The organism is Bacillus sp. PSXD-155 (genome assembly GCF_049310765.1).
GTDB classification, from domain to species: Bacteria; Bacillota; Bacilli; order Bacillales; family Bacillaceae_G; genus Bacillus_A; species Bacillus_A cereus.
The window spans coordinates 1-19,556 of the sequence record NZ_JBMOWC010000069.1 but is presented as its reverse complement, the minus strand read 5'-3'; the positions used below and the strand labels follow the sequence as shown (position 1 = coordinate 19,556).

The following is a 19,556-nucleotide window of genomic DNA, read 5'->3' as shown; positions in this document are numbered from 1 at the left end:
TAATCTCAGCTTTCAAATCGGCATCTACATCTGGACGATTCATTTTCTTTACTAAATCATAATACGTGCTTCGAGGAATAGTAGCTAGCTCCACGAGTGCCTTGACCGAATATTTATGCCTTAATTCATAGACTACTTGCGCTTTGTCTTGTTTTGTGATTTTTCCTTGTTTTGAACTAAGGCATTTAACTTTTTTAAGTACTCATTTTCCATCTCAAGCTGTTTAATGCGTGCTTCAAGTACTTCGACTGACCCTTCAGCTAAAGGTTGTTTTAATTGTTTATTTGAATCTTTTTTCATGGATGGACGCCCCTTTTTCTTAGATTGAAGGGCATCAATTCCTTGTGTTTCGAGCTGTTTTTTCCAAACAGAAATCGTTGAAGGGGCAGGAATATTAAAGATAGCTGCCGTCTCAAATAAGGACATACCGTTTTCAATCATAAAGTTTAGTACGTCTAGTTTAAATTGTTGTGTGTAATTTGTACATCGTTTTAGAAAAGCTTCCAGACCATTCTGTTTATATTGGTTTACCCAATTCAAAATGATTGTGTCACTTATACCGAGCGATCTACCCATTTCTCGATAACTTTCATTTCCGTTCAAATAACGTAGAACGATTTGTATTTTTTCATCAGCTGTAAATTTAGCCATAGAAAAACTGCACCTCCAATTGTTAGACTGTGTCTAACAATTGGGGTGCAGTTCAATAGTCTGCTCTTTTATGATGCCTCCTTATGTTCCGTGGAATGTTTAACACTCCCCAGTCTCTTTAGTTTATTCCACCCTACCGCTACTCCTCGAAGCGATGAGAATATAGATTTAATGACAACATAAGTCATAAATTGACGATAAATAAAACGTTGTAAAATTAACCATGCCAATGGTTTTGGGTTCTCTTCCTCTAATTTAAATGCGAACAGAGAAGCGAGAAGATCCATTAAAAAGAATACAAGATAAAATCCTAAAACTTTTAGCGGATTACTACTAAATAGTCCTATAATCATTAATATATCTGCAAAAGGAGCAATGAATTGCAGAACATATTGGAATAACCACATATTAGGCAGTGCAATAAATCCTAATGTTTTATGTTTTGAATTACACAACGCTTTTCGATGTTTCCAAAGACATTGAAGTGTACCATATGACCAACGATATCGCTGTTTAATGAGACTTTTCACATCCTCAGGTGATTCCGTAAAAGCATGCGCTTTTTCTTCATATACAATTCTATGCCCTTGACGTAAAAATGTAATAGTAAGATCCGTATCTTCTGCTAATGTATCTTCGCTTAAATATCCAGATTCAACTACATTCTTCTTGCGCCACGCCCCAATAGCTCCTGGAACGACTGTAATACAATTTAACTCATCAAAAGCTCTACGTTCTAAATTAAACCCTGTAATATACTCAACATGTTGCCAAGTAGTTAACAAATTCCGTCTATTCCCCACTTTGACATTACCTGAAACTGCAGCTACATTCTGATCTTCAAAGTGTCTAACCATTAAAGAAATAGCATCTTGCGCAATAATAGTATCCGCATCTAAAGTGACAATGATTTCTCCTCGCGATTGTTGAAACCCTAGGTTCATTGCCGATGATTTCCCGCCGTTTTCTTTCTGAATGAAACGAACTTTAGGGTGTTTATAAAATGTTTCTTTCATTACTTTTGACGTACCATCTGTCGATCCGTCATCCACAACAATAACTTCAAATTCTCTATAATTACTATCCAAAATTGAGTGAATCGTCTTAGCTATCACCTTTTCTTCATTATATGCCGCTATGACAACACTAACAAAAGGTTGATAGGACGAATTAATATAGCGAGATAACGTTTTTCTTTTCTGCTTCCATGCAAAATAAATTAAGAATAAAAATCGAAAAATCCCTAATCCAATAGCAATATAAAAAATAGTTGTTAATATATGCTTAAAATATCCAGCTCCTGAGAAGACAGCTTTATTGTAAAGTAAATATTGCTTCCCCTCAGAAGAAACAGGAGGCATAATTTCATCTCGTTCTTTATTCATTAAATCTGAAATTGTTACAAAACTATATCCATGCTTTTTTAGGTCTTTAATAATGATTGGGAGCGCCTCTACTGTATGTGTACGATTCCCTCCCGCATCATGGAGAAGAATAATATTTCCCTCTCCCTTATAAATGGGATTAAGAGCACGCTTTACTAATTCATTTGTTGATGGTGTTGCCCAGTCTTCGGGATCAACTTTTTCCGCTACCATTGTATAGTTCATATTTTGTGCACGTAAAATAGGCAATATTTCATTTGATGAATCCGGGTTAGCATCCGCTTCATATGGCGGTCTAAATAAAACCGTAGAATGTCCAGTTACTTCCTGAATTAAACGTTGCGTCGTATTAAGTTCTACTTTCGTTCGTAGTAAAGACGTATCAGCTATGTTAGGATGCTTGAAAGTATGATTGCCAATTTCATGCCCTTCATCGTATATTCTTTTTACAATACTAGTATTTAGTTGTGCGTTTTCACCAAGTACAAAAAAAGCAGCTTTTATTTGATTCTCTTTTAATATATCTAAAATTTCTGGCGTATATTTCGGGTCTGGTCCATCATCAAATGTTAATACTACTTGTTTCCCATTTGGTTTTCCATATCGTTGCACTTCATATGCAGATGGTAAGGATTGATATACTTCATCTGTAAGGTAACCATCTTTGCCTACTTTAAAATCTCTCAATCCATTTTTTCTTTCATTCTCAATCTGTAAAATTTCACCTTGTCCAGAATAATTTACTTCATCTAAACTATTGATTTTATGTAATACATTAGGATTTTTTTGTGCCTCAATCGGATTTTTTAAAACTTTCCATATTGTAGGGTCTTCTGCTCCTAGTCTCCATAACGCAAATCCCTTTGCATGATTGTCCATTGCGATTTTCACTTGATTATAAAGAGTTACACCGTCTAAGAACCAAGCAGTATGTTCTTTCCCTTCTGTTTTATACCTAAAATAAGGGTTTCCACTCATTTTATCCCATTGAATTTTCATATTTGAATCATGAGCCATTGCCATAACTTCTGAGAAAGTTAAAGACTTCGCAGCTTCTTTACTATTTACTTGCCAATCATATCCATAGTTACCGAAAGCAACTATAAGCTTATTAGACGGAATATTCAGTTCTTTCAATGTATGTTGGAACCATTTATTTGAAGCAATTGGTCCTGGTTCCCCGGCTCCATAGTGCTCATCGTACATCATTACAATCATTCGATCTATTATTTTTGCTAACGCACTATAATCAAAAGCCTTATCATTAGCTGGAACATCTTGTGTAACGAGCAAATCATGTTGATGAAATTCCGTAGTAAGTTCTTTCATAAAATTTGTTAAGTTTTCTCTATCACTTTCAGGTACGGCCTCAAAGTCAATATTAATTCCTGAAAAATGATTCTTTTTAACTTGGCTTACTAAATCATTAATAAACTTTGTCTTTACATCATTTGAGGAATTCAGTAACTTATGAATTAGCCCACTATCAGGACCAGAAGCTTCCTCAGTATAGTTAGTAAGCAAAGGCATAATCTTCACTTGATTTTTTTCTGCCAACTTTACTATCTCAGGTTTTATCTCACTTCTAATCGTTAAATCTGCTTTTAAATGATACCACTCTGGTACTAACGTAGTTAAGGAATCGATATTTTCTTTTAAAGAAGCGGTACTATTTTCATCCCAATTTACATAAAAACCATACACTTCTTTAGGTTGTTTACTATCCTTCGGTGGATTCACCAAATTTTTATTATCCTTCGTTTCGGTATTTGGGTTAAATTCTTCCTTCTTTAACTGCTGATCACTAAGTTTTTGATTAATTGGTACAAGTTTAGTATCTTGTTGTACAGCGGTATTCATATTTGGAATTTCTGGTGTTGAAAAAATACTTTGAAAGAAAAAATAGAATACAACACCTACACTAACTATTGAGATACATAGAAACCAAATAAAGGCTATATTTCTCCTTCCTTTCGGATCATAAAAAACAGGTTTTTCTTTATCTTTCTCTTGTTGAATGTTTTTCTCCATTATATTTTTCACATACTCCTTCTTAATAGAACTATAAAATAATAAAGTGCAACTTTAATCAGCCCTCACCAATTGGGCATTTACAAGCAGCCCAACTCCCACCTAACTTCTTTGCCCCAGCCAAATTTTGAGATGGGAGTTTTACTGCCCACAATAGCGAGAGAAATCCTTTTAGCTTTGAAATGAATCTCTCACTTCCATATTCTATTGATTCTTCTTTTCATTCCCTTGCTGGTGGCCTCTATTTTCTTGTTGAGACCCCCTACCATTGTTCCCTTGCTCTTTTCCATCATTTTCTTTCTGAGACCCCCTACCATTGCTCCCTTGCTGATTTCCATTATTCCCTTGTTGAGATCCTCTTCCATTGTTCCCTTGCTGATTCCCATTATTTCCTTTTTGAGATTCTCTTCCGTTGTTCCCTTGCCCATTTCCATTATTTCCTTGTTGAGATCCTCTTCCGTTGTTCCCTTGCTCGTTCCCGTTATTTCCTTGTTGAGATCCTCTTCCGTTGTTCCCTTGCCCATTTCCATTATTCCCTTGTTGAGATCCTCTTCCATTGTTCTCTTGCTGCTTTCCATTATTCCCTTGTTGAGATCCTCTTCCATTATTCTCTTGCTGCTTTCCATTATTTCCTTGTTGAGATTCTCTACTGTTATTCTCCTGCTGATTCCCTCTATTTTCTTGCTGAGATCCTCTTCCATTGTTTTCTTTTATTTGCTTCGATGGCTGTTCCTCTGTTTTCTTTTGTTCTTTCTGCTCTTGCTTTTCATATTTTTTTTCGTCTACAGGAGATAAATCCATTGATGCATCAGGAGATGACTCCGGCTGTGATTGCACCTCTTCTTCATTTTCCACCGGATTAGGCGGCGTGGCAGGAGGAGTAAGCGATTTGTTTTTCTCATTCTCTTGCTTTATATAGACACCTGTGCCAATTCCAGCTTTTCTAGCATTCTCTCGTACTTGCATCGTGCTACTTTGATATTCAACTGTAATATGTTTTAACTCATATTCTTTCTTCAATTCTTTCATTGCCTTTTCTAACTGTGGTTCTAGCGCCTTGTCCTTTGCAACTGCTGTTAGCATAACTTGCTTATCATTCGTTAAATACTTATCCTCTTGGCTTTGCTGTATAATAGTACGTACTACTTCTTGCAATTGTTTATTTTCCCATTGCTTCAATTCTTTTAAAATACGCCTTCCATCATCATTACAAGCCTGTAAATCTATAACACGAAAATCCTTCGTTACGCTCACCTCTAAACTTGGATTTATATCAACTGAGACGTAAGCAAATACTTTTTCTTCTGGTTGGTTGTAGAAAAACAGCACTGCAAATAGAAAACAAGCAACAAGTATTGATGCAGGTTTTAAAAAGGAAGGGATCGAAAAATGCGATGCTTTTTGTTCTTGCTCATCAAATGAGATTTCCTCCCCGATCATGCAAGAATCCCCTTTTCTTTTACACGTAATAAACTCTCCATTTGGTGTTAAAACAACTACGCTATGCTTTTTTATATCCATCACAATTCCTTTATTCATCATGCTTTTCCCCTCTTATGTAATCCAGAATATATGTATAGTTGTTTGCAAAAATAATACACATTGCAATAATGTATTTTCTATGTCGTTCCAACGTTTTACGACTTACCCTAACACGCGGTTCAATATGTTTAAGCGGTAACTTTTTCTTTCGGAACAGCTCTTCCATCATTTCCTCTTCTTTTATAATAATTTTTACAATTTCTATTAAGTGCTCACGCGTATCACGATGCTTAGGAGATTCTTTAGCAAGCTCTGAGAATGTGATTTTAAACTCAGCTAGCACACTTTGAAAATGAAGAATTTCCTCCTTACGGTTACTATTTTCCATCTCTTTCATATACTCCGTAAGCGACACTTGCATTTCTAACATTTCCTCTTGCTCATCTTCTTTTAAAAAGACAAAGTTATGTTTAGACTCCTTACGTATATAGTCAATTACATCTCTTTTTATAAGAAGATCAGCAAACGCTAAAAAGGATTTTCCTTTTGTATATGAATACTGTTCAATTGCTTCGTTAAATGCAAACAATCCAATGCTATATTCATCATCCTGTTCTGTAATATATCGGCGGCAGACAGATGAGATTGATTTTCTAATAAAAGGCTGATACTGTACGATAAACGCTTCTTTATCTTCTTCGTTGTTTTGTATGTTACATACGATATCTTCTATTTTCGGTTTTCTTAAGATCTTCATTACTAAACTCAACACTTGTAATCTCCCAGCCTCCTTCAAATAGCAAAATGGCCACTACACAAGTGACCATTTAACCAGATTTTCTTGGTACTTTTCTTCGGTCTTGTTTTCTTGCTGTTAGTTATATTTTTAGAGTCTAACGTTTTCTTAATGATTTTTCCTTTTCTCTCGGCACTACAGTTAAGTTTGTATTTTTATCTACTTTCTTATTTTCTACCGTTCGTTTTGCTTATTCTCTTTCTATTTTATCTGCAATCCTTGAATAACTCTTCTTTATATAATTGGTAATTTCATCCTTCTATTTTGGATGCCCACTTAATCTAGTAATTTTATTAATGCTTCTATATTCTTTCATAGTCATTTTTCTTCTATTTATTTTTTTCACTATACATATTCGGGGGAATACATAGTTTTATGGGGGTCAAAAAATATTTTCATAAAAAAATACATATTTATTTCAAAAATAAAAACCATCAATTTGAAAAAAGATAATCAAATTGATGGTTTTCTTATAATATCTATTAAATTAAGTTGGATTCTCATTATATCTAAAAAAGTACTAGCTATCCTCTGCCGATTTTCTCCATTTTCATCTTTCTTGGTTATCATAATATGTCTTATCTGCGTATTTTCTATCATTTCCTTTTAGATAAGCTAAAATTACTTTTGGATTTTTAAGTAAAGTCCAGTCTCCATATGTATCAAATCTTCTGCATGAAGTTATCATTCCATTTTTAATAGTACCGAATTTCTTATTATTTTTCTTTCCCCACTCTTTTAAACGTTTAGCGAAATCTGCATCTTCTGCCATAAGCATGTTTTCATTAAATCCGTTGATTGCCATAAAGTCTTTTCTATAGCACCAAAAAATCCCTACAGATATAGCTCCGTACTTAAAAAGTAAGGGGATTATGATTAACATTGCGGAGAGAAATATTCCTAAAGATATTCTTTCAAACTTCCCATTTACCCCACCACCAATGTATGTACCTGAAGCTAAATATTTATCTACATTAGACAACATAGACTCTGTCATTATGGTATCAGCGTCTATAGTGACGATTATTTCTCCATTAGCTATTTTAGCCCCTGCATTTCGAATTTTAGATAAGTTTTTATCGTTATTTTTCAATGTAACACAATTATAGGATTTTGCTATTTCCTCTGTTTTATCTGTGCAACGATTTAAAACAACTATAACTTCCGTTTGCTCTTTATATGCCTCTGATGCCTTTGCAATTGAATCTAAACATTTTCTAATGTACTTTTCTTCATTATGCGCAGGAATTATAATAGAAAACTTCACATCTTTTTTCAAATTAACTCCTGAAGATTCGTTTGTCTCAGTCATAATATTCCCCCTTATTTTATAAGGTAAATATCTACTATACATAAATTATATTAATATTTATTAGGTTATATTATAGAAACTGACGGTAAAGAGGCTCTTACTGTCGACGTTCAAAAGCAAGACGTACAGCAAGCCCCGTTAAAACACTTGCCATAAGCCAACGCTGCACTCGTAACCACGTCGGGCGTGTGCCAAACCATTTTGCAATTTTACTTGCTGTACATACAATTACAAGGTTAACTATAAAGCTAACAGTGATTTGCGTAAGCCCCAAAACTGCACCTTGAAAAAGCAACGATCCCTTCTCTGGATCTTCAAATTGAGGTAGAAGTGATACATACAAAATAGCAATCTTTGGATTCAGAAGATTCGTCATGAGTCCCATCAGAAATAATTTCCTTGGTGGCTCATTAGAAATCATACGAGGTTCCATAATAGATGTAGCACCCGGTTTAATCGAATTCCAGGCGAGCCAGAGCAAGTAAGCAGCACCTGCCCACTTTACTGCTTCATATACAGCGGGAACAGCAACGAATAGAACTGTAAGTCCAAACATAGTTGCGATTATATAGATTACAAATCCGAGCATGATGCCCAATAAAGAAATAAATCCCGCCATACGTCCTTGCGTAATGGAACGGGAAATGAGGTAAATCATATTAGGCCCAGGTGAACAAACCATGCTAAGCGAAACAATTGCAAAAGCTACCAATGTACTCAAACTGACCATAAACCTTCCCCCCTTTATTTTACATAAAATTTCCTATTGTACATTTTATCATGATTGAGGAGAGAAAAGATTAATATAAAACGATGCAGCTAAGTAATATTATCGGATCGAATGTATTGTAATCACATACTTCTCATTCTCTTAAGTAAGGATCTAAGAGTACCCTATCCATAGAGCTACTAAAACCACTACAAATAAAGCAAAACAACATGTGATATTTCGAATCCATTTTTGTATATCACCAAAATACCTTTCTATAAATATAGCGTTGATAGTAAGCATAAGAAATAAAACAAAGAAAGGCAGCGAGGTATAGGTCCATTTTTATCTTCATGGCTGGAATTATACCCCTTACCAAACTTCTAAATAAAATGTATAGCTGAGTAGTTACCTTATTTTTCAAAAAAACATTCTGATTATTTCTTTTTCACTTCTTCTACAAATTCCCATGTCTCTCCGTTATCTTTTGATTGATAAAGTGCACTACTATCGCCATTGTAGTCTCCATCTGCCCCTTGTCCAACTAACATATTAAAAACCCCATCTTTCTCATATGGCATACTAGGTGAATCAAAAGGACTTATTGTGGACTGTGTATGATCTAATTTCACTTCATGCGGCGGATATTCTACCTTTTTGAAAGATACCCCCCCATCATCTGTGCGATATAACTCTCCTTCATTACCAGAAGGCCTAATTGCTCCTAAAAACCCAAGTTTATCATTTATAAAAGTGATTCCTGATACACTACCAATCCCCCCATTAAATGGGTCTGGATTGATAACCTCCCATGTTTTCCCTTCATCACTAGTCTTGCTTAATGAATAAAAGGCGCTCCCTAATGCTTTATCTGTCATATTTAGTTTATAACCAACTTCTTTCGATAGGAAAAACTGTTCTTTTTCATTCTTTAAATCTTGTTGTTTCTTCTCTTTAAGCATATCTTCTTTTGGAGGCGTCTTTGATTTACTCCAACTTGCGTCACTTATTAAATTATATCTAGCAGGGACTAGCTCTTGCTTTTTTCCAGGGACAAATATAGATACAGTATATCCAATGATATCAGAAGCTGCTTTTTTAAGACTCTGCCCCTTACCATCCTCAGTAATATTAATAATTCCCTCTGTATTGGATCCCCAATTTCTTTTTCCATAATAAATCAACCCATACTTACTTTCATTCCATTTTCTAACCGTTTGCTTAACTGGAATCGCCTTAACCGTTTCAATTAAAGGTTCTACTAATTTATCATCATTATAATCAGGCTTTGCGTATCCGTCTCGTATTATAGTAATATCTTCTGACTTCTTCTTATTATAAGAGATTAAATAAGTTTCTTCTTTCCCATCATCATTTTTCCCATAAACAAATGTATCAAACGCTGTGATTGTTCCATCTGAATGAAATGTAAGATCAAAATCAGTTGCCATATACAATTTCTTTGGCAAAGGATATTTTTTATTTATATCTTCAAAAATACCTTCTACTCCAGACTTATATATATTATTATGTTTAAGTTTAACTGACCTTTCATGTTTTAACTTTTCTATAAACCATGCCAATTTACCATTGTAATTTATTGCACTTTTATAAATCTGCATCCCATAAAATGATGTAATTGCAACAATAATGATAATAGAAATGGATCTCCATGCTATTGAATTTGTTAATTTTTTAGATTCATATTCTCTATTTTTTATCACCCTCATTGTAGTAAATGTAGTTATGGATATAAAAAGTACTATACATAATAACAAAATGTAAATATTATAATTCATTCTTCCGTACTTACAGTATAAGGCCAACTCATAACAAAAAATCCCGTATACAATTATTAGTATTGGATTTGTTACTAATGACAGAAGTATCCTTTTTGTATTTTCTCTAAATATAGAAACCACCCCTAATTACATGAATTACTGATATTAAGTATACTTTATTGTAAAGTAACAAAAAAGCTATTTAATCTTGCCGCAAAAAATACAATAGACATCTTTCTATTAAAGCCGTTTACAAATCTAGTTGTTTCATAGACAATGGATTTTTGAGTGAATACTAAAGTTGCTTCATTTATATGAATTACAAATCCAAGCATGATGCTCAATAAAAAAATAAATCCTGCCATACGCCCCTACGTAATGGAATGAGAAATAAGATAAATCAAAATAGGCTCAGGTGAACAAACCATACTAAGTGAAACAAGCGCAAAAGCTAGCAAAGTACTCAGGCTCACCATAAACCTTCCTTCTTTATGTTACATAAAATTTCCTATTGTACATTTTATCATGATTGAGGAGAGAAAAAATTAATATAAACCGATGCAGCTAAGTAATAGTATCGGATCGAATGTAGTGTAATCACATATTTCTCATTCTCTTAAGTAAGGACTAAAAATAACCTATCCATAGAGCTACTAAAACCACTACGAATAAAGCAAAGCAACATGTAATATTTCGAATCCACTTTTGTATATCATCAAAATACTTTTCTATAAATGCAGTGTAAATAGAAAGCATAAGAAGTAGCACAATGAAAGTAAAAGATCCCAATTTATCGTTAAATTTTTCATTAGTAAATGTACTTACATGAAGGAATAGAAAAACAAACGTTACTATGAATAGCTCAAATAATCTTTTTTTATTCAATCTGCCACCACCTTACAACAATTCCCTTTTATTCCATTTTATCAGAACATACTGTGTAGCAGCACATGAATATTATATTCATGTTAAAAAGGCCAACAATCCAAGATCGTTAGCCTCTACTTTCCAGATTCGCACCTTTTATCACTTTACTTCCTAACAACAGGAATCCACATTTCACCAAATACTAAGCCATTTCTCTGCCCCATCTCAACCGTTGTATTCGGTCCACCAACATAGGCAAAATCCTTTGCTTCTGGTAAAGCTTGACCGAAGGCGATGCCAGTCAACTTATTACTTAACTCTTCAGCTGTTTTGTCTTCCCCTTTTACTACTAAGTATTCTCCCTTAGGAAACTGAATCACTCTAGATTCTTCTTCTATTTGTGCTTCTGTCATGACACCCGCATAATACATCATTTTGTTATTCACCGCTTCGCTCACAGAAAAAATGTATTCATTTGTCGCTAAAGCTTTTAAAGTGTCCAGCCTTCCATCTTCTTTAACAGCCGACCAAAAGTCTTCCTTTTCTTTATTTATTCCAGCAAAGTCTGTGTATTCACTCTTAATTTCAGTTCCAATACCTAACACAATAAAGCTATCTTTTTCTTCTATAGTATAATTTTTCATATGCAAAACCTGCCTCTTTTTTTATTAATCAAACGATTTATCTTTTCATCTGATACGTTTATAATACCTTTAAACCATGTCAAAAAATGATACTGTTTAGGAGACTAAAATGAAAAAAGTTGAACGGATTAATACAATTATGCGGTATATCAACAACCGCTCTCACTTTACAATTTCTGAAATTATACAAGAATTTAACATATCACGGTCGACGGCTATTAGAGACATTAGAGAAATTGAAGCTATGGGAATGCCACTTGTCGCTGAAGTTGGGAGGACCGGGGGATATTTTGTTATGCATAATTCTATCCTGCCCGTTGTTCGCTTTACTGATAATGAAGTGAAAGCTCTTTTTATTGCCTTTATGGCTACGAGGAATCAACAACTTCCCTACCTAAAGAGTCGTCAATCTTTAGCCGAAAAACTACTAGGACTCATCTCAGAAACCCAGCAAGATGATCTCGTTCTTTTAAATCAACTCTTGCTTTTCCAAGGGACTAACCCTCATAATCCCGATCTACTTGAGCTTTCTGATCTCCCCCATCCTATGTTAGAAAAACTCATTCAAATCCTTCTTTTGGATAACCATTTATTGATTACTATGAAAGAAGATGAAGAAATCAAGTCTTATCCAATTTATCTATTGCACCTTTATCAAGAAAAAAGCCATTGGATCATTGAAGGGTTTGACTTAAAAAAAGAAAAGAAGATGATGTTTCCTGTCGATGATCTCATTAATATTGAACCATACACGACGAACAAAAGGCTAAATAAGAAAAAGATTTTAGAAAAACTAAGTAAGAAGGACGAAGCAATTAACCTTGTATTTGAACTTGGTCCGACAGCAATTGCCCAGTTCAAAAAATACCATCCTTTAAAAATTTCAATATCTTATACTAATCCTTACCAATCCACAGCCATTTTAAAAACTTTTATCAATGTTAACAATCCCGATGAAGTGACGGAAATAATAAATTGGCTGCTTTTTCTAGGGAAGGATATTAAAATCAAAGAAATACCCGATGAAGTATTAGCAGATTTACAAAAACGAGTGTGCTTATACATTCCATAAGCAGTGAGCCTCAAATATTAAGCTTTATCACTGGATAATTATCCTATTTTTAAATACCATTTCATTTACTACAATGAGAGCATGATAAATAATAAAAGCACGAAAAATCTCCCGTGCTTTTCTAAATATATATTATTCCTGAAGGTTTCGTTTATCACGTTTCTTACCCTAACTGACGTTTAAATGCTTTACTGGCGAAAAAGTAAGAGATGACCATTATACCTACGCACCAAGCGAGCGCAATCCAAATATCGTTTCCAACAGTTCCTTCATATAAAAGAGCACGAATCGCATTCACGATTGAAGTTACAGGCTGATTCTCTGCAAACGCACGAACAATTTTTGGCATCGTTTCGGTAGGCACAAAGGCCGAACTAATAAATGGAAGAAAAACTAGCGGGTACGAGTAAGCAGTCGCCCCTTCCATAGACCTCGCTTTCAATCCTGGAATGATAGCTAGCCATGTTAGCGCCAGCGTAAACATCCCAAGTATCCCAGCTACCGCGAGCCAATCTAGAATATTAGCACTGGAACGGAAACCCATTAAGAGTGCAACAAGAATAACCACCACGATAGTAAGTACATTAGCAACCAGAGAGGTTAGAACGTGAGCCCACAATATCGATGAGCGCTTAATAGGCATCGTAATGAAACGTGCCATCAGCCCACTCTTTACATCCGTAAAGAGTCGCACGGAAGTGTAAGCTACACCAGATGCGATAGCCATTAGCAAAATTCCCGGCAATAAATAATTAACGTAGTTTTCCGTTCCAGTTTTTATTGCGCCGCCAAACACGTAGACAAATAATAGCATCATCATAATCGGTGTAATCGCTACTGTAATAATTGTATCCGGACTGCGCATAATGTTACGCATTAAACGACCTAGTAATACACCTGTTTTACTTTTCATTTACATCTCCTCCTTTTTGCCAATGATTGCAAGGAATATTTCTTCCAATGTCGGTTGCTTCTCGATATACTCCACTTTTGCTGGCGGGAACATCTCTTTTAGTTCAGCAAGAGTACCTGTCGTAATAATTTTTCCGCCATGCAAAATAGCGATACGGTCTGCCAGTTGTTCTGCTTCCTCCAAGTACTGAGTCGTAAGCAAAATAGTTGTACCGCTACCAGCAAGTTCCTTGACTGTATCCCACACTTCGATTCGCGCTTCAGGATCAAGTCCAGTCGTTGGTTCGTCAAGAAAAATAACTGCTGGCGCCCCAATCAAACTCATCGCGATATCAAGCCGGCGCTTCATCCCGCCTGAATACTGATCTGCCCTTTGGTTTGCCGCATCAGTCAGGCTAAATCTTGCAAGTAGATTGTCAGCAACTTGAGCGGGATTGGAAACACCACGTAATTTGGCGATCATTATCAAGTTTTCCCTCCCAGTCAGCATACCGTCTAAAGCTGCGAACTGCCCTGTCAAACTGATACTTTGACGAACATGATCTGATTGACTCTGTACATCAAATCCACAAATACTTACTTCACCGCTATCTTGCTTCATTAGTGTCGAAAGGATGTTGACCGTTGTCGTCTTTCCCGCTCCATTTGAGCCTAGCAGCGCGAAAATTTCTCCACGCTGCACCTCAAAATCTACCCCTTTTAAAACTTCCTTGTCTTTAAAGGATTTTTTCAAGCCTTTTACAGAAATCGCTGCATGACTCATACTTTTTTCCTCCCTATAAAAATGTTTTGCGAAGACTATTTATTTACCTCTATCTATTTAGTATCACTGATATTCTGTATTACTTAGTACCGAGTTAAAAATATAACTGAATAGCTATGATGGCAATTCATATGTGTAACCAGCTAATCAGTCGGTACTAATTATTCCATTTATTTTTTTCTCAATTTCTTCATAATACTTTCATTCAAATCTTCACGATACTTGGAGACGTAAGTTTTAGCATTTGCCACTAGTTCGTCAGCAAAGGAAGCCACGTCATCCCCAGTAATGTCAAGCACTTGTCTTCCTTCCGCTGCACCCGCTTCGAACAAATCGATTAATTCATACTGTATGTGTAACATATCCATCCCGTTACCCGCTGAAAAATTCCACATGTAGTTTTGAATTTTCTTAAATACAAATTGGTAGTCCTCTGGCAGAGCCTCAACTCGTGCCATCATCATTTTGTACTCTTTTTTATCACCAATTAACTTTTTGAACATTTCTAACATCTTATTTTCCTCCTTTTTTATAAAACCGAACAAGAAATTTCCAAAGTATCGGCCGGAACATTTTATCTTATGAACCTATTTTGACTTCAAGACGTTAATTTTTGACGATACAAAATCCCATTTTTCCCAAAACAATTCAAGCTCCTGGCGGCCTTCTTCATTTAATGAATAAAACTTACGAGGCGGTCCCATATCTGATGGTTTCTTTTCAATATTCACAAGCTTTTTCTTCTCTAATCGTACGAGGATGGTATACACCGTACCTTCCACAACTTCGGTAAACCCAAGATCATTCAGGTGGCGGGTAATCTCATAGCCATACGTTTCACGGCGACTAATGATTTCCAGTACACAGCCTTCCAGTGAACCTTTCAGCATTTCAGTTAAATTTTCCATGTCCTGATCCTCCTTTACCCCCTATTCTGTCTGACTTATATTCAGTATCACAGAGTACTAAGGCGAATTTTTTACTGAACAGTTTTTGTGAATCCGAACTATTCAGTATCACTTATTACATCTACATTGTATGACTAAGTAGTTATGGATGTCAACTTTATTTTCAAAAAAATTAAAAATCCGCTTTACCCTAACCGGATACAGCCTACTTTTTTGTTGTAAGGACCATCACACTAGCAAAACAGAACTGATTCAAAGTGTAATTTAAATCAGCTCTGTTTTATTGTTTTTATACCGATATATCTTGTTTTTTCACGATACAAATTGTTTCTCACTACGATTCCCATTGCATATAAAGCATAAAGGCAAGTGCGGTCAGAGAAAATTTCCAGAGATTATCCGTACATGATACGAGCCCCTAAAATACAATTCTGTTAGAAATCTGTTCTCTATATTCTCTTTTATTTTATTTCTGATAGTTGATTAGCAACACTATCTAAAAATTTTTCTACCTTTTCTTTTGATGTATCCGGCGCATGATAACCGATCGTAAATGTAAGCCTTCCATTATAAGAGCTTGCTCCCATTGAAAAGAATGGTGCATACATAATAGGTGATGCCATATACCCGTCCTCAGCTTGAATTTGACCAAACTGAATAGGTTCCTCAGCAATCACTCCCAAATTTGTCAGTAATGGCAACGCCATCCCCATCTGTACAGCCTGTTCATATTGCTGATTATACATTTCCTTCACTGTAGATAGCTTCATTTCTGCCAGTAACTCCATTCCTGCTGCTGAAGAAAGACCTGGATTTTGAGACTTTATTTTATCCATTGATTGTTTAACTCGAACAAGAGTCTGCTTAAATGTTTCATCGTCTTCCATTTTAATCACTGGCATTTCCATACCGGATAAGTTGCAAATAGCACCAGTTGTATTATTAGGCAGATATCGACGTAAATCAATTGTCAAACCAATCATTTTTTCTGCAGTGCGAGGTTCTGCATACACAGTGAAATGTGATAAAACTCGGAAGTAAGCAGTCATGATTACATCATTCAAGGTAACCTGTTGTGCTTTTGTCCATTGGGTTAAACGTAGAGTTTGCTTATGGCTCAATCGCCGTACGGACATTTGGGGAAATTTATTTTTGTTAGGTTGAGATGGAAAAGACCATAACGATGCCTGTTGTTCTTGGTTAGGACGATACGCACTTTTTATGTCCGATATTCCAGCGTATTTGAATACATGTGATTGATCTCGACAACTCTCATTTCCCTCATCAAATTCCTTTATAATTTGCTTCTTAGACCGTCCCAATGAAAGGTGAGTATATATTGTTCCAAGCAATTTTATATATTCCTTGACTCCTGCACCATCTGAACATAGATGAGACAATTTCACAACTAACATATCTATTGTAGTGCCCCGTAATAATTTCGTTTGAACCATAGGCCCCTGAATACGATCACCAGGTTCCTTAATAAAATCTATTGCCATTATTTCAAGTTCTTGATTATTTCCTTCTGCAAAAAAGCAAATAGATGAGTTAGTGTCAGATGAATGTTCCTCCCAGTAAGGAATATCATTTTCTACAAACCGGCTGTTCAAAACTGGTTGCAATTGCAACGTTATCCTTACTGATTCTTCAAGTATTTCCTTGGATATACCTACAGGAAAATAAAGAACTGCATTAATTTGTTGATCTGCAGAATAAAGACCTAATACATAATTCATTCGATCTTGTGGTGTTACTGAATACTTTCTTTTCTCCATAATTCCGTCCCCCCTTTAGGACTTTTTGTATAACCCTATTTTCCATATGCTTGTAATTTTTCTTCAAGAGCTAATAACGCTTATTTTTCGAATTTTTAACGAAATCATCTTCTCCGTATTAGTTTCATTCTTTTTACAGGTGATACATCCATTATTTTATTGTTATTAACACTACCTAACCTCCTAATAAATCCAAACAAAAATAAATTAAGTTTACATATACATAAACATTTTATTATAACGTCTACAAATTATCAACACAGCAAACAAATCATTTTTATGTCTGTCAATAAAAAACAATATATTCAAGGGCGGCCACTTCATAATAAAAGATTGATGTGCATGTAAATGTACCCATATCACTTTCAAAATAAGAATGAGAATTTTTTCAACAAAAATAAGCTGCAGTTATTGATTTTACAGTAAAAAAAGCCCCTCCATTTTGAAAATGCGCAATCAAAATGAGTAGGGCTATTTCCAATTTAAATTTTATAAAAGAATGATTATCATAAATAATATTTTATTTTTTAGTCTACCTTATTATTTTCAATCCATTTTCCTAATAAATGAATGGATTTTATTCCTATAATTTGAGGTGGTATCGTTGGTTTTTAAAAATAGAAAGCTTATTTTCAAATCAAATGAAAACGAGGTAAAATTATAGATATTCATGTAGAAATTTCGTTTTGGGGATACTTAAAATCTTAAGGTGATGGGCATGTGGTGTTATCCTTTAAAAGCTTTATAAAATTATAAAATTTGTAGATATAGCAGATTTTCTTTATTAATAATCATTTGTATGTACGTTTACACACACATACAAATGATTTATTAAGCCACAATTAAGTGAAAACATCTTTTCCGTTACGATAACATCATAGCCATATCTTCTGCTGCATTTGTAATTAGTTTTAAACCAAATGTTTCTTGTAATACATCAAGCACGCCAGGTGAAATAAATTCAGGAGCCTTTGGACCGATGCGAATATCTTGAATCCCAAGACTAAATAGCCCTAGTAAAATGGCAACCGCTTTTTGTTCAAACCATGATAGTACAATACTTACTGGCAATTCATTCACTTCACATTGAAAAGCATCAGCTAAAGCAGCCGCTATTTTCACTGTAGAAATTGAATTATTGCACTGTCCTAAATCAATGTAACGCGGAATTTCCGTACCAGGTACAACACCGTAATCCACATCATTAAAGCGGAATTTCCCGCAAGAAGTTGTTAAAATAACCGTTTCTGGCGGAAGTGACGTTGCTAATTCACGATAATATTCTCCGCCTTTTCCCGGTGCATCACAACCGGCGATAACAAAGAAACGCTTTATCTTCCCCTCTTTTACTGCATCAATAATTTCTGGAGCTAATGATAATACTGTATTATGATGAAACCCTGTCACTAACTGTTCATCCGACTCCATATGTACTTCTGGAAGTTCTAGTGCTTTTTGAATCAATGGTGTAAAATCATCATTTTCAATTTTTTGTACACCTTCTAAACCTGCAATGTCATATGAAAAGAATCGATCAGAGTACGAGCCTTTAATTGGCATAACACAGTTCGTTGTAGCTAATATGGCACCAGTAAATTTTTCAAAAAGGCGTCTTTGATCATACCATGCCTTACCGATGTTTCCTTTTAAATGTTTATATTTTTTCAGCTGCGGGTATCCGTGTGCTGGTAGCATTTCAGAATGCGTATAAATATTAATGTCTTTTCCTTCTGTTTGCTTTAATAGTTCTTCTAATGCAAATAAATTATGGCCCGTAACTACAATTGCTTTACCTTCTACACGATTTTGTGTAATTTGTACAGGCTCTGGCACACCAAAATGATTCGTATGTGCCTCATCCAATAACTCCATCACCCTTAAAGCTGATTTCCCAACTTTCATAGCCATATCAATATGCTCTTGTTCGTTAAAGTTAGAATTTGTTAATGTCATATATAAAGCTTCTTGTGTTGTAGCATCTACAAATGCATCCGTATACCCTAGCTGAGCAGCATGTGTGCGATAAGCTGCAATTCCTTTTAGCCCAAACACAATCGTATCTTGTAAACTCGCAATCGTTTCATTCTTGCCACAAACACCCATTACTTTACATCCGCCTGTTGGCGTTTGTTCACATTGATAACAAAACATATCATCCCACCCTCTCCCAATCATTCATTACACCTTAAGCATAATACCCATTGAAAAAAAGTGATGTGATATCAATCACAATAATATATAAAGATTTGTGACAGTTCATATTGTTGACATAATACTTTTATTGACATCCAAAAAATATACATTAGTGTGCACACATCTTTCGATACTTTTAAATAGCTAAATAATTAATTTGGAGAAATATATACAACGAAAAAATTTTTTTGAATCCCTTATACAAATAATTGCAATTCATCTCATATGAAAATAGCGTATTTTTTATTTTAAGGAACTATCATTTTTTTATT

General features: G+C 34.8%; 15 protein-coding genes and 3 pseudogenes. 1 reads left to right on the top strand and 17 read right to left on the bottom strand.

Annotation, left to right across the window (positions count from 1 at the left end):
* From ACO6VI_RS30290 to ACO6VI_RS30240, 11 genes and pseudogenes are all read right to left on the bottom strand, one after another.
* Positions 1-651: pseudogene (locus tag ACO6VI_RS30290) on the bottom strand (helix-turn-helix domain-containing protein); the annotation flags it as partial.
* Between the two features lie 68 nt (positions 652-719).
* Positions 720-4,067 (bottom strand): glycosyltransferase, encoded by a 3,348-nt coding sequence (locus tag ACO6VI_RS30285; protein WP_098840491.1) that lies wholly within the window; start codon positions 4,065-4,067, stop codon positions 720-722.
* Between the two features lie 204 nt (positions 4,068-4,271).
* Positions 4,272-5,609: an anti-sigma factor domain-containing protein gene (locus ACO6VI_RS30280; RefSeq protein ID WP_098840492.1), complete on the bottom strand. Its 1,338-nt coding sequence runs from the start codon at positions 5,607-5,609 to the stop codon at positions 4,272-4,274.
* On the bottom strand, positions 5,599-6,321 hold the full coding sequence (sigI, locus tag ACO6VI_RS30275) for an RNA polymerase sigma factor SigI (RefSeq protein ID WP_002082432.1): 723 nt from the start codon (positions 6,319-6,321) through the stop codon (positions 5,599-5,601). Before sigI ends, ACO6VI_RS30280 begins: the two co-directional genes overlap by 11 nt.
* A 574-nt stretch (positions 6,322-6,895) precedes the next feature.
* Positions 6,896-7,657 carry a glycosyltransferase gene (locus ACO6VI_RS30270; RefSeq protein WP_023522589.1) on the bottom strand — a complete coding sequence of 254 codons (762 nt, stop codon included), beginning with the start codon at positions 7,655-7,657 and terminating at the stop codon, positions 6,896-6,898.
* Between the two features lie 97 nt (positions 7,658-7,754).
* Positions 7,755-8,387: a LysE family translocator gene (locus tag ACO6VI_RS30265; RefSeq protein WP_023522590.1), complete on the bottom strand. Its 633-nt coding sequence runs from the start codon at positions 8,385-8,387 to the stop codon at positions 7,755-7,757.
* A gap of 153 nt (positions 8,388-8,540) precedes the next feature.
* Positions 8,541-8,696 (bottom strand): annotated as a pseudogene (locus tag ACO6VI_RS30260) (DUF3963 domain-containing protein); the annotation flags it as partial.
* A gap of 107 nt (positions 8,697-8,803) precedes the next feature.
* On the bottom strand, positions 8,804-10,288 hold the full coding sequence (locus ACO6VI_RS30255; RefSeq protein ID WP_338326362.1) for a glycosyl hydrolase: 1,485 nt from the start codon (positions 10,286-10,288) through the stop codon (positions 8,804-8,806).
* A gap of 169 nt (positions 10,289-10,457) precedes the next feature.
* Positions 10,458-10,623 (bottom strand): annotated as a pseudogene (locus tag ACO6VI_RS30250) (LysE family translocator); the annotation flags it as partial.
* Positions 10,624-10,774: 151 nt separating this feature from the next.
* Positions 10,775-11,032 carry a DUF3963 domain-containing protein gene (locus tag ACO6VI_RS30245; RefSeq protein WP_001036208.1) on the bottom strand — a complete coding sequence of 86 codons (258 nt, stop codon included), beginning with the start codon at positions 11,030-11,032 and terminating at the stop codon, positions 10,775-10,777.
* 146 nt (positions 11,033-11,178) lie between these two features.
* A complete protein-coding gene (locus tag ACO6VI_RS30240; RefSeq protein ID WP_023522594.1) occupies positions 11,179-11,658 on the bottom strand; it encodes a GyrI-like domain-containing protein in 480 nt (159 codons plus the stop codon).
* A gap of 109 nt (positions 11,659-11,767) precedes the next feature.
* On the opposite strand from ACO6VI_RS30240, the gene ACO6VI_RS30235 reads away from it, so the two are divergent.
* Positions 11,768-12,730, top strand: coding sequence for a helix-turn-helix transcriptional regulator (locus ACO6VI_RS30235; protein ID WP_065212056.1), 963 nt, complete (start codon positions 11,768-11,770; stop codon positions 12,728-12,730).
* Between the two features lie 163 nt (positions 12,731-12,893).
* Here ACO6VI_RS30235 and ACO6VI_RS30230 read toward each other — a convergent pair whose 3' ends face one another.
* The 6 genes from ACO6VI_RS30230 to hcp all read right to left on the bottom strand — a co-directional run bounded on the left by ACO6VI_RS30230 (position 12,894) and on the right by hcp (position 19,242).
* A complete protein-coding gene (locus ACO6VI_RS30230) occupies positions 12,894-13,643 on the bottom strand; it encodes an ABC transporter permease (RefSeq protein WP_000837816.1) in 750 nt (249 codons plus the stop codon).
* A complete protein-coding gene (locus tag ACO6VI_RS30225; protein WP_000017473.1) occupies positions 13,644-14,405 on the bottom strand; it encodes an ABC transporter ATP-binding protein in 762 nt (253 codons plus the stop codon).
* 170 nt (positions 14,406-14,575) lie between these two features.
* On the bottom strand, positions 14,576-14,917 hold the full coding sequence (locus tag ACO6VI_RS30220; protein WP_000891986.1) for a DUF1048 domain-containing protein: 342 nt from the start codon (positions 14,915-14,917) through the stop codon (positions 14,576-14,578).
* Between the two features lie 75 nt (positions 14,918-14,992).
* On the bottom strand, positions 14,993-15,313 hold the full coding sequence (locus ACO6VI_RS30215) for a PadR family transcriptional regulator (RefSeq protein ID WP_000429487.1): 321 nt from the start codon (positions 15,311-15,313) through the stop codon (positions 14,993-14,995).
* A gap of 461 nt (positions 15,314-15,774) precedes the next feature.
* Positions 15,775-17,091 carry a condensation domain-containing protein gene (locus ACO6VI_RS30210; protein WP_000415478.1) on the bottom strand — a complete coding sequence of 439 codons (1,317 nt, stop codon included), beginning with the start codon at positions 17,089-17,091 and terminating at the stop codon, positions 15,775-15,777.
* A gap of 864 nt (positions 17,092-17,955) precedes the next feature.
* Positions 17,956-19,242: a hydroxylamine reductase gene (hcp, locus tag ACO6VI_RS30205; RefSeq protein WP_002094103.1), complete on the bottom strand. Its 1,287-nt coding sequence runs from the start codon at positions 19,240-19,242 to the stop codon at positions 17,956-17,958.
* Between the last annotated feature and the right edge of the window lie 314 nt (positions 19,243-19,556).

Bases quoted from the DNA above. Each gene is read 5' to 3' on its own strand.
- ACO6VI_RS30285 (WP_098840491.1), bottom strand. From the start codon at position 4,067: ATGGAGAAAAACATTCAACAAGAGAAAGATAAAGAAAAACCTGTTTTT.
- ACO6VI_RS30280 (WP_098840492.1), bottom strand. From the start codon at position 5,609: ATGATGAATAAAGGAATTGTGATGGATATAAAAAAGCATAGCGTAGTT.
- ACO6VI_RS30270 (WP_023522589.1), bottom strand. From the start codon at position 7,657: ATGACTGAGACAAACGAATCTTCAGGAGTTAATTTGAAAAAAGATGTG.
- ACO6VI_RS30265 (WP_023522590.1), bottom strand. From the start codon at position 8,387: ATGGTCAGTTTGAGTACATTGGTAGCTTTTGCAATTGTTTCGCTTAGC.
- ACO6VI_RS30240 (WP_023522594.1), bottom strand. From the start codon at position 11,658: ATGAAAAATTATACTATAGAAGAAAAAGATAGCTTTATTGTGTTAGGT.
- ACO6VI_RS30235 (WP_065212056.1), top strand. From the start codon at position 11,768: ATGAAAAAAGTTGAACGGATTAATACAATTATGCGGTATATCAACAAC.
- ACO6VI_RS30230 (WP_000837816.1), bottom strand. From the start codon at position 13,643: ATGAAAAGTAAAACAGGTGTATTACTAGGTCGTTTAATGCGTAACATT.
- ACO6VI_RS30225 (WP_000017473.1), bottom strand. From the start codon at position 14,405: ATGAGTCATGCAGCGATTTCTGTAAAAGGCTTGAAAAAATCCTTTAAA.
- ACO6VI_RS30220 (WP_000891986.1), bottom strand. From the start codon at position 14,917: ATGTTAGAAATGTTCAAAAAGTTAATTGGTGATAAAAAAGAGTACAAA.
- ACO6VI_RS30215 (WP_000429487.1), bottom strand. From the start codon at position 15,313: ATGGAAAATTTAACTGAAATGCTGAAAGGTTCACTGGAAGGCTGTGTA.
- ACO6VI_RS30210 (WP_000415478.1), bottom strand. From the start codon at position 17,091: ATGGAGAAAAGAAAGTATTCAGTAACACCACAAGATCGAATGAATTAT.
- hcp (WP_002094103.1), bottom strand. From the start codon at position 19,242: ATGTTTTGTTATCAATGTGAACAAACGCCAACAGGCGGATGTAAAGTA.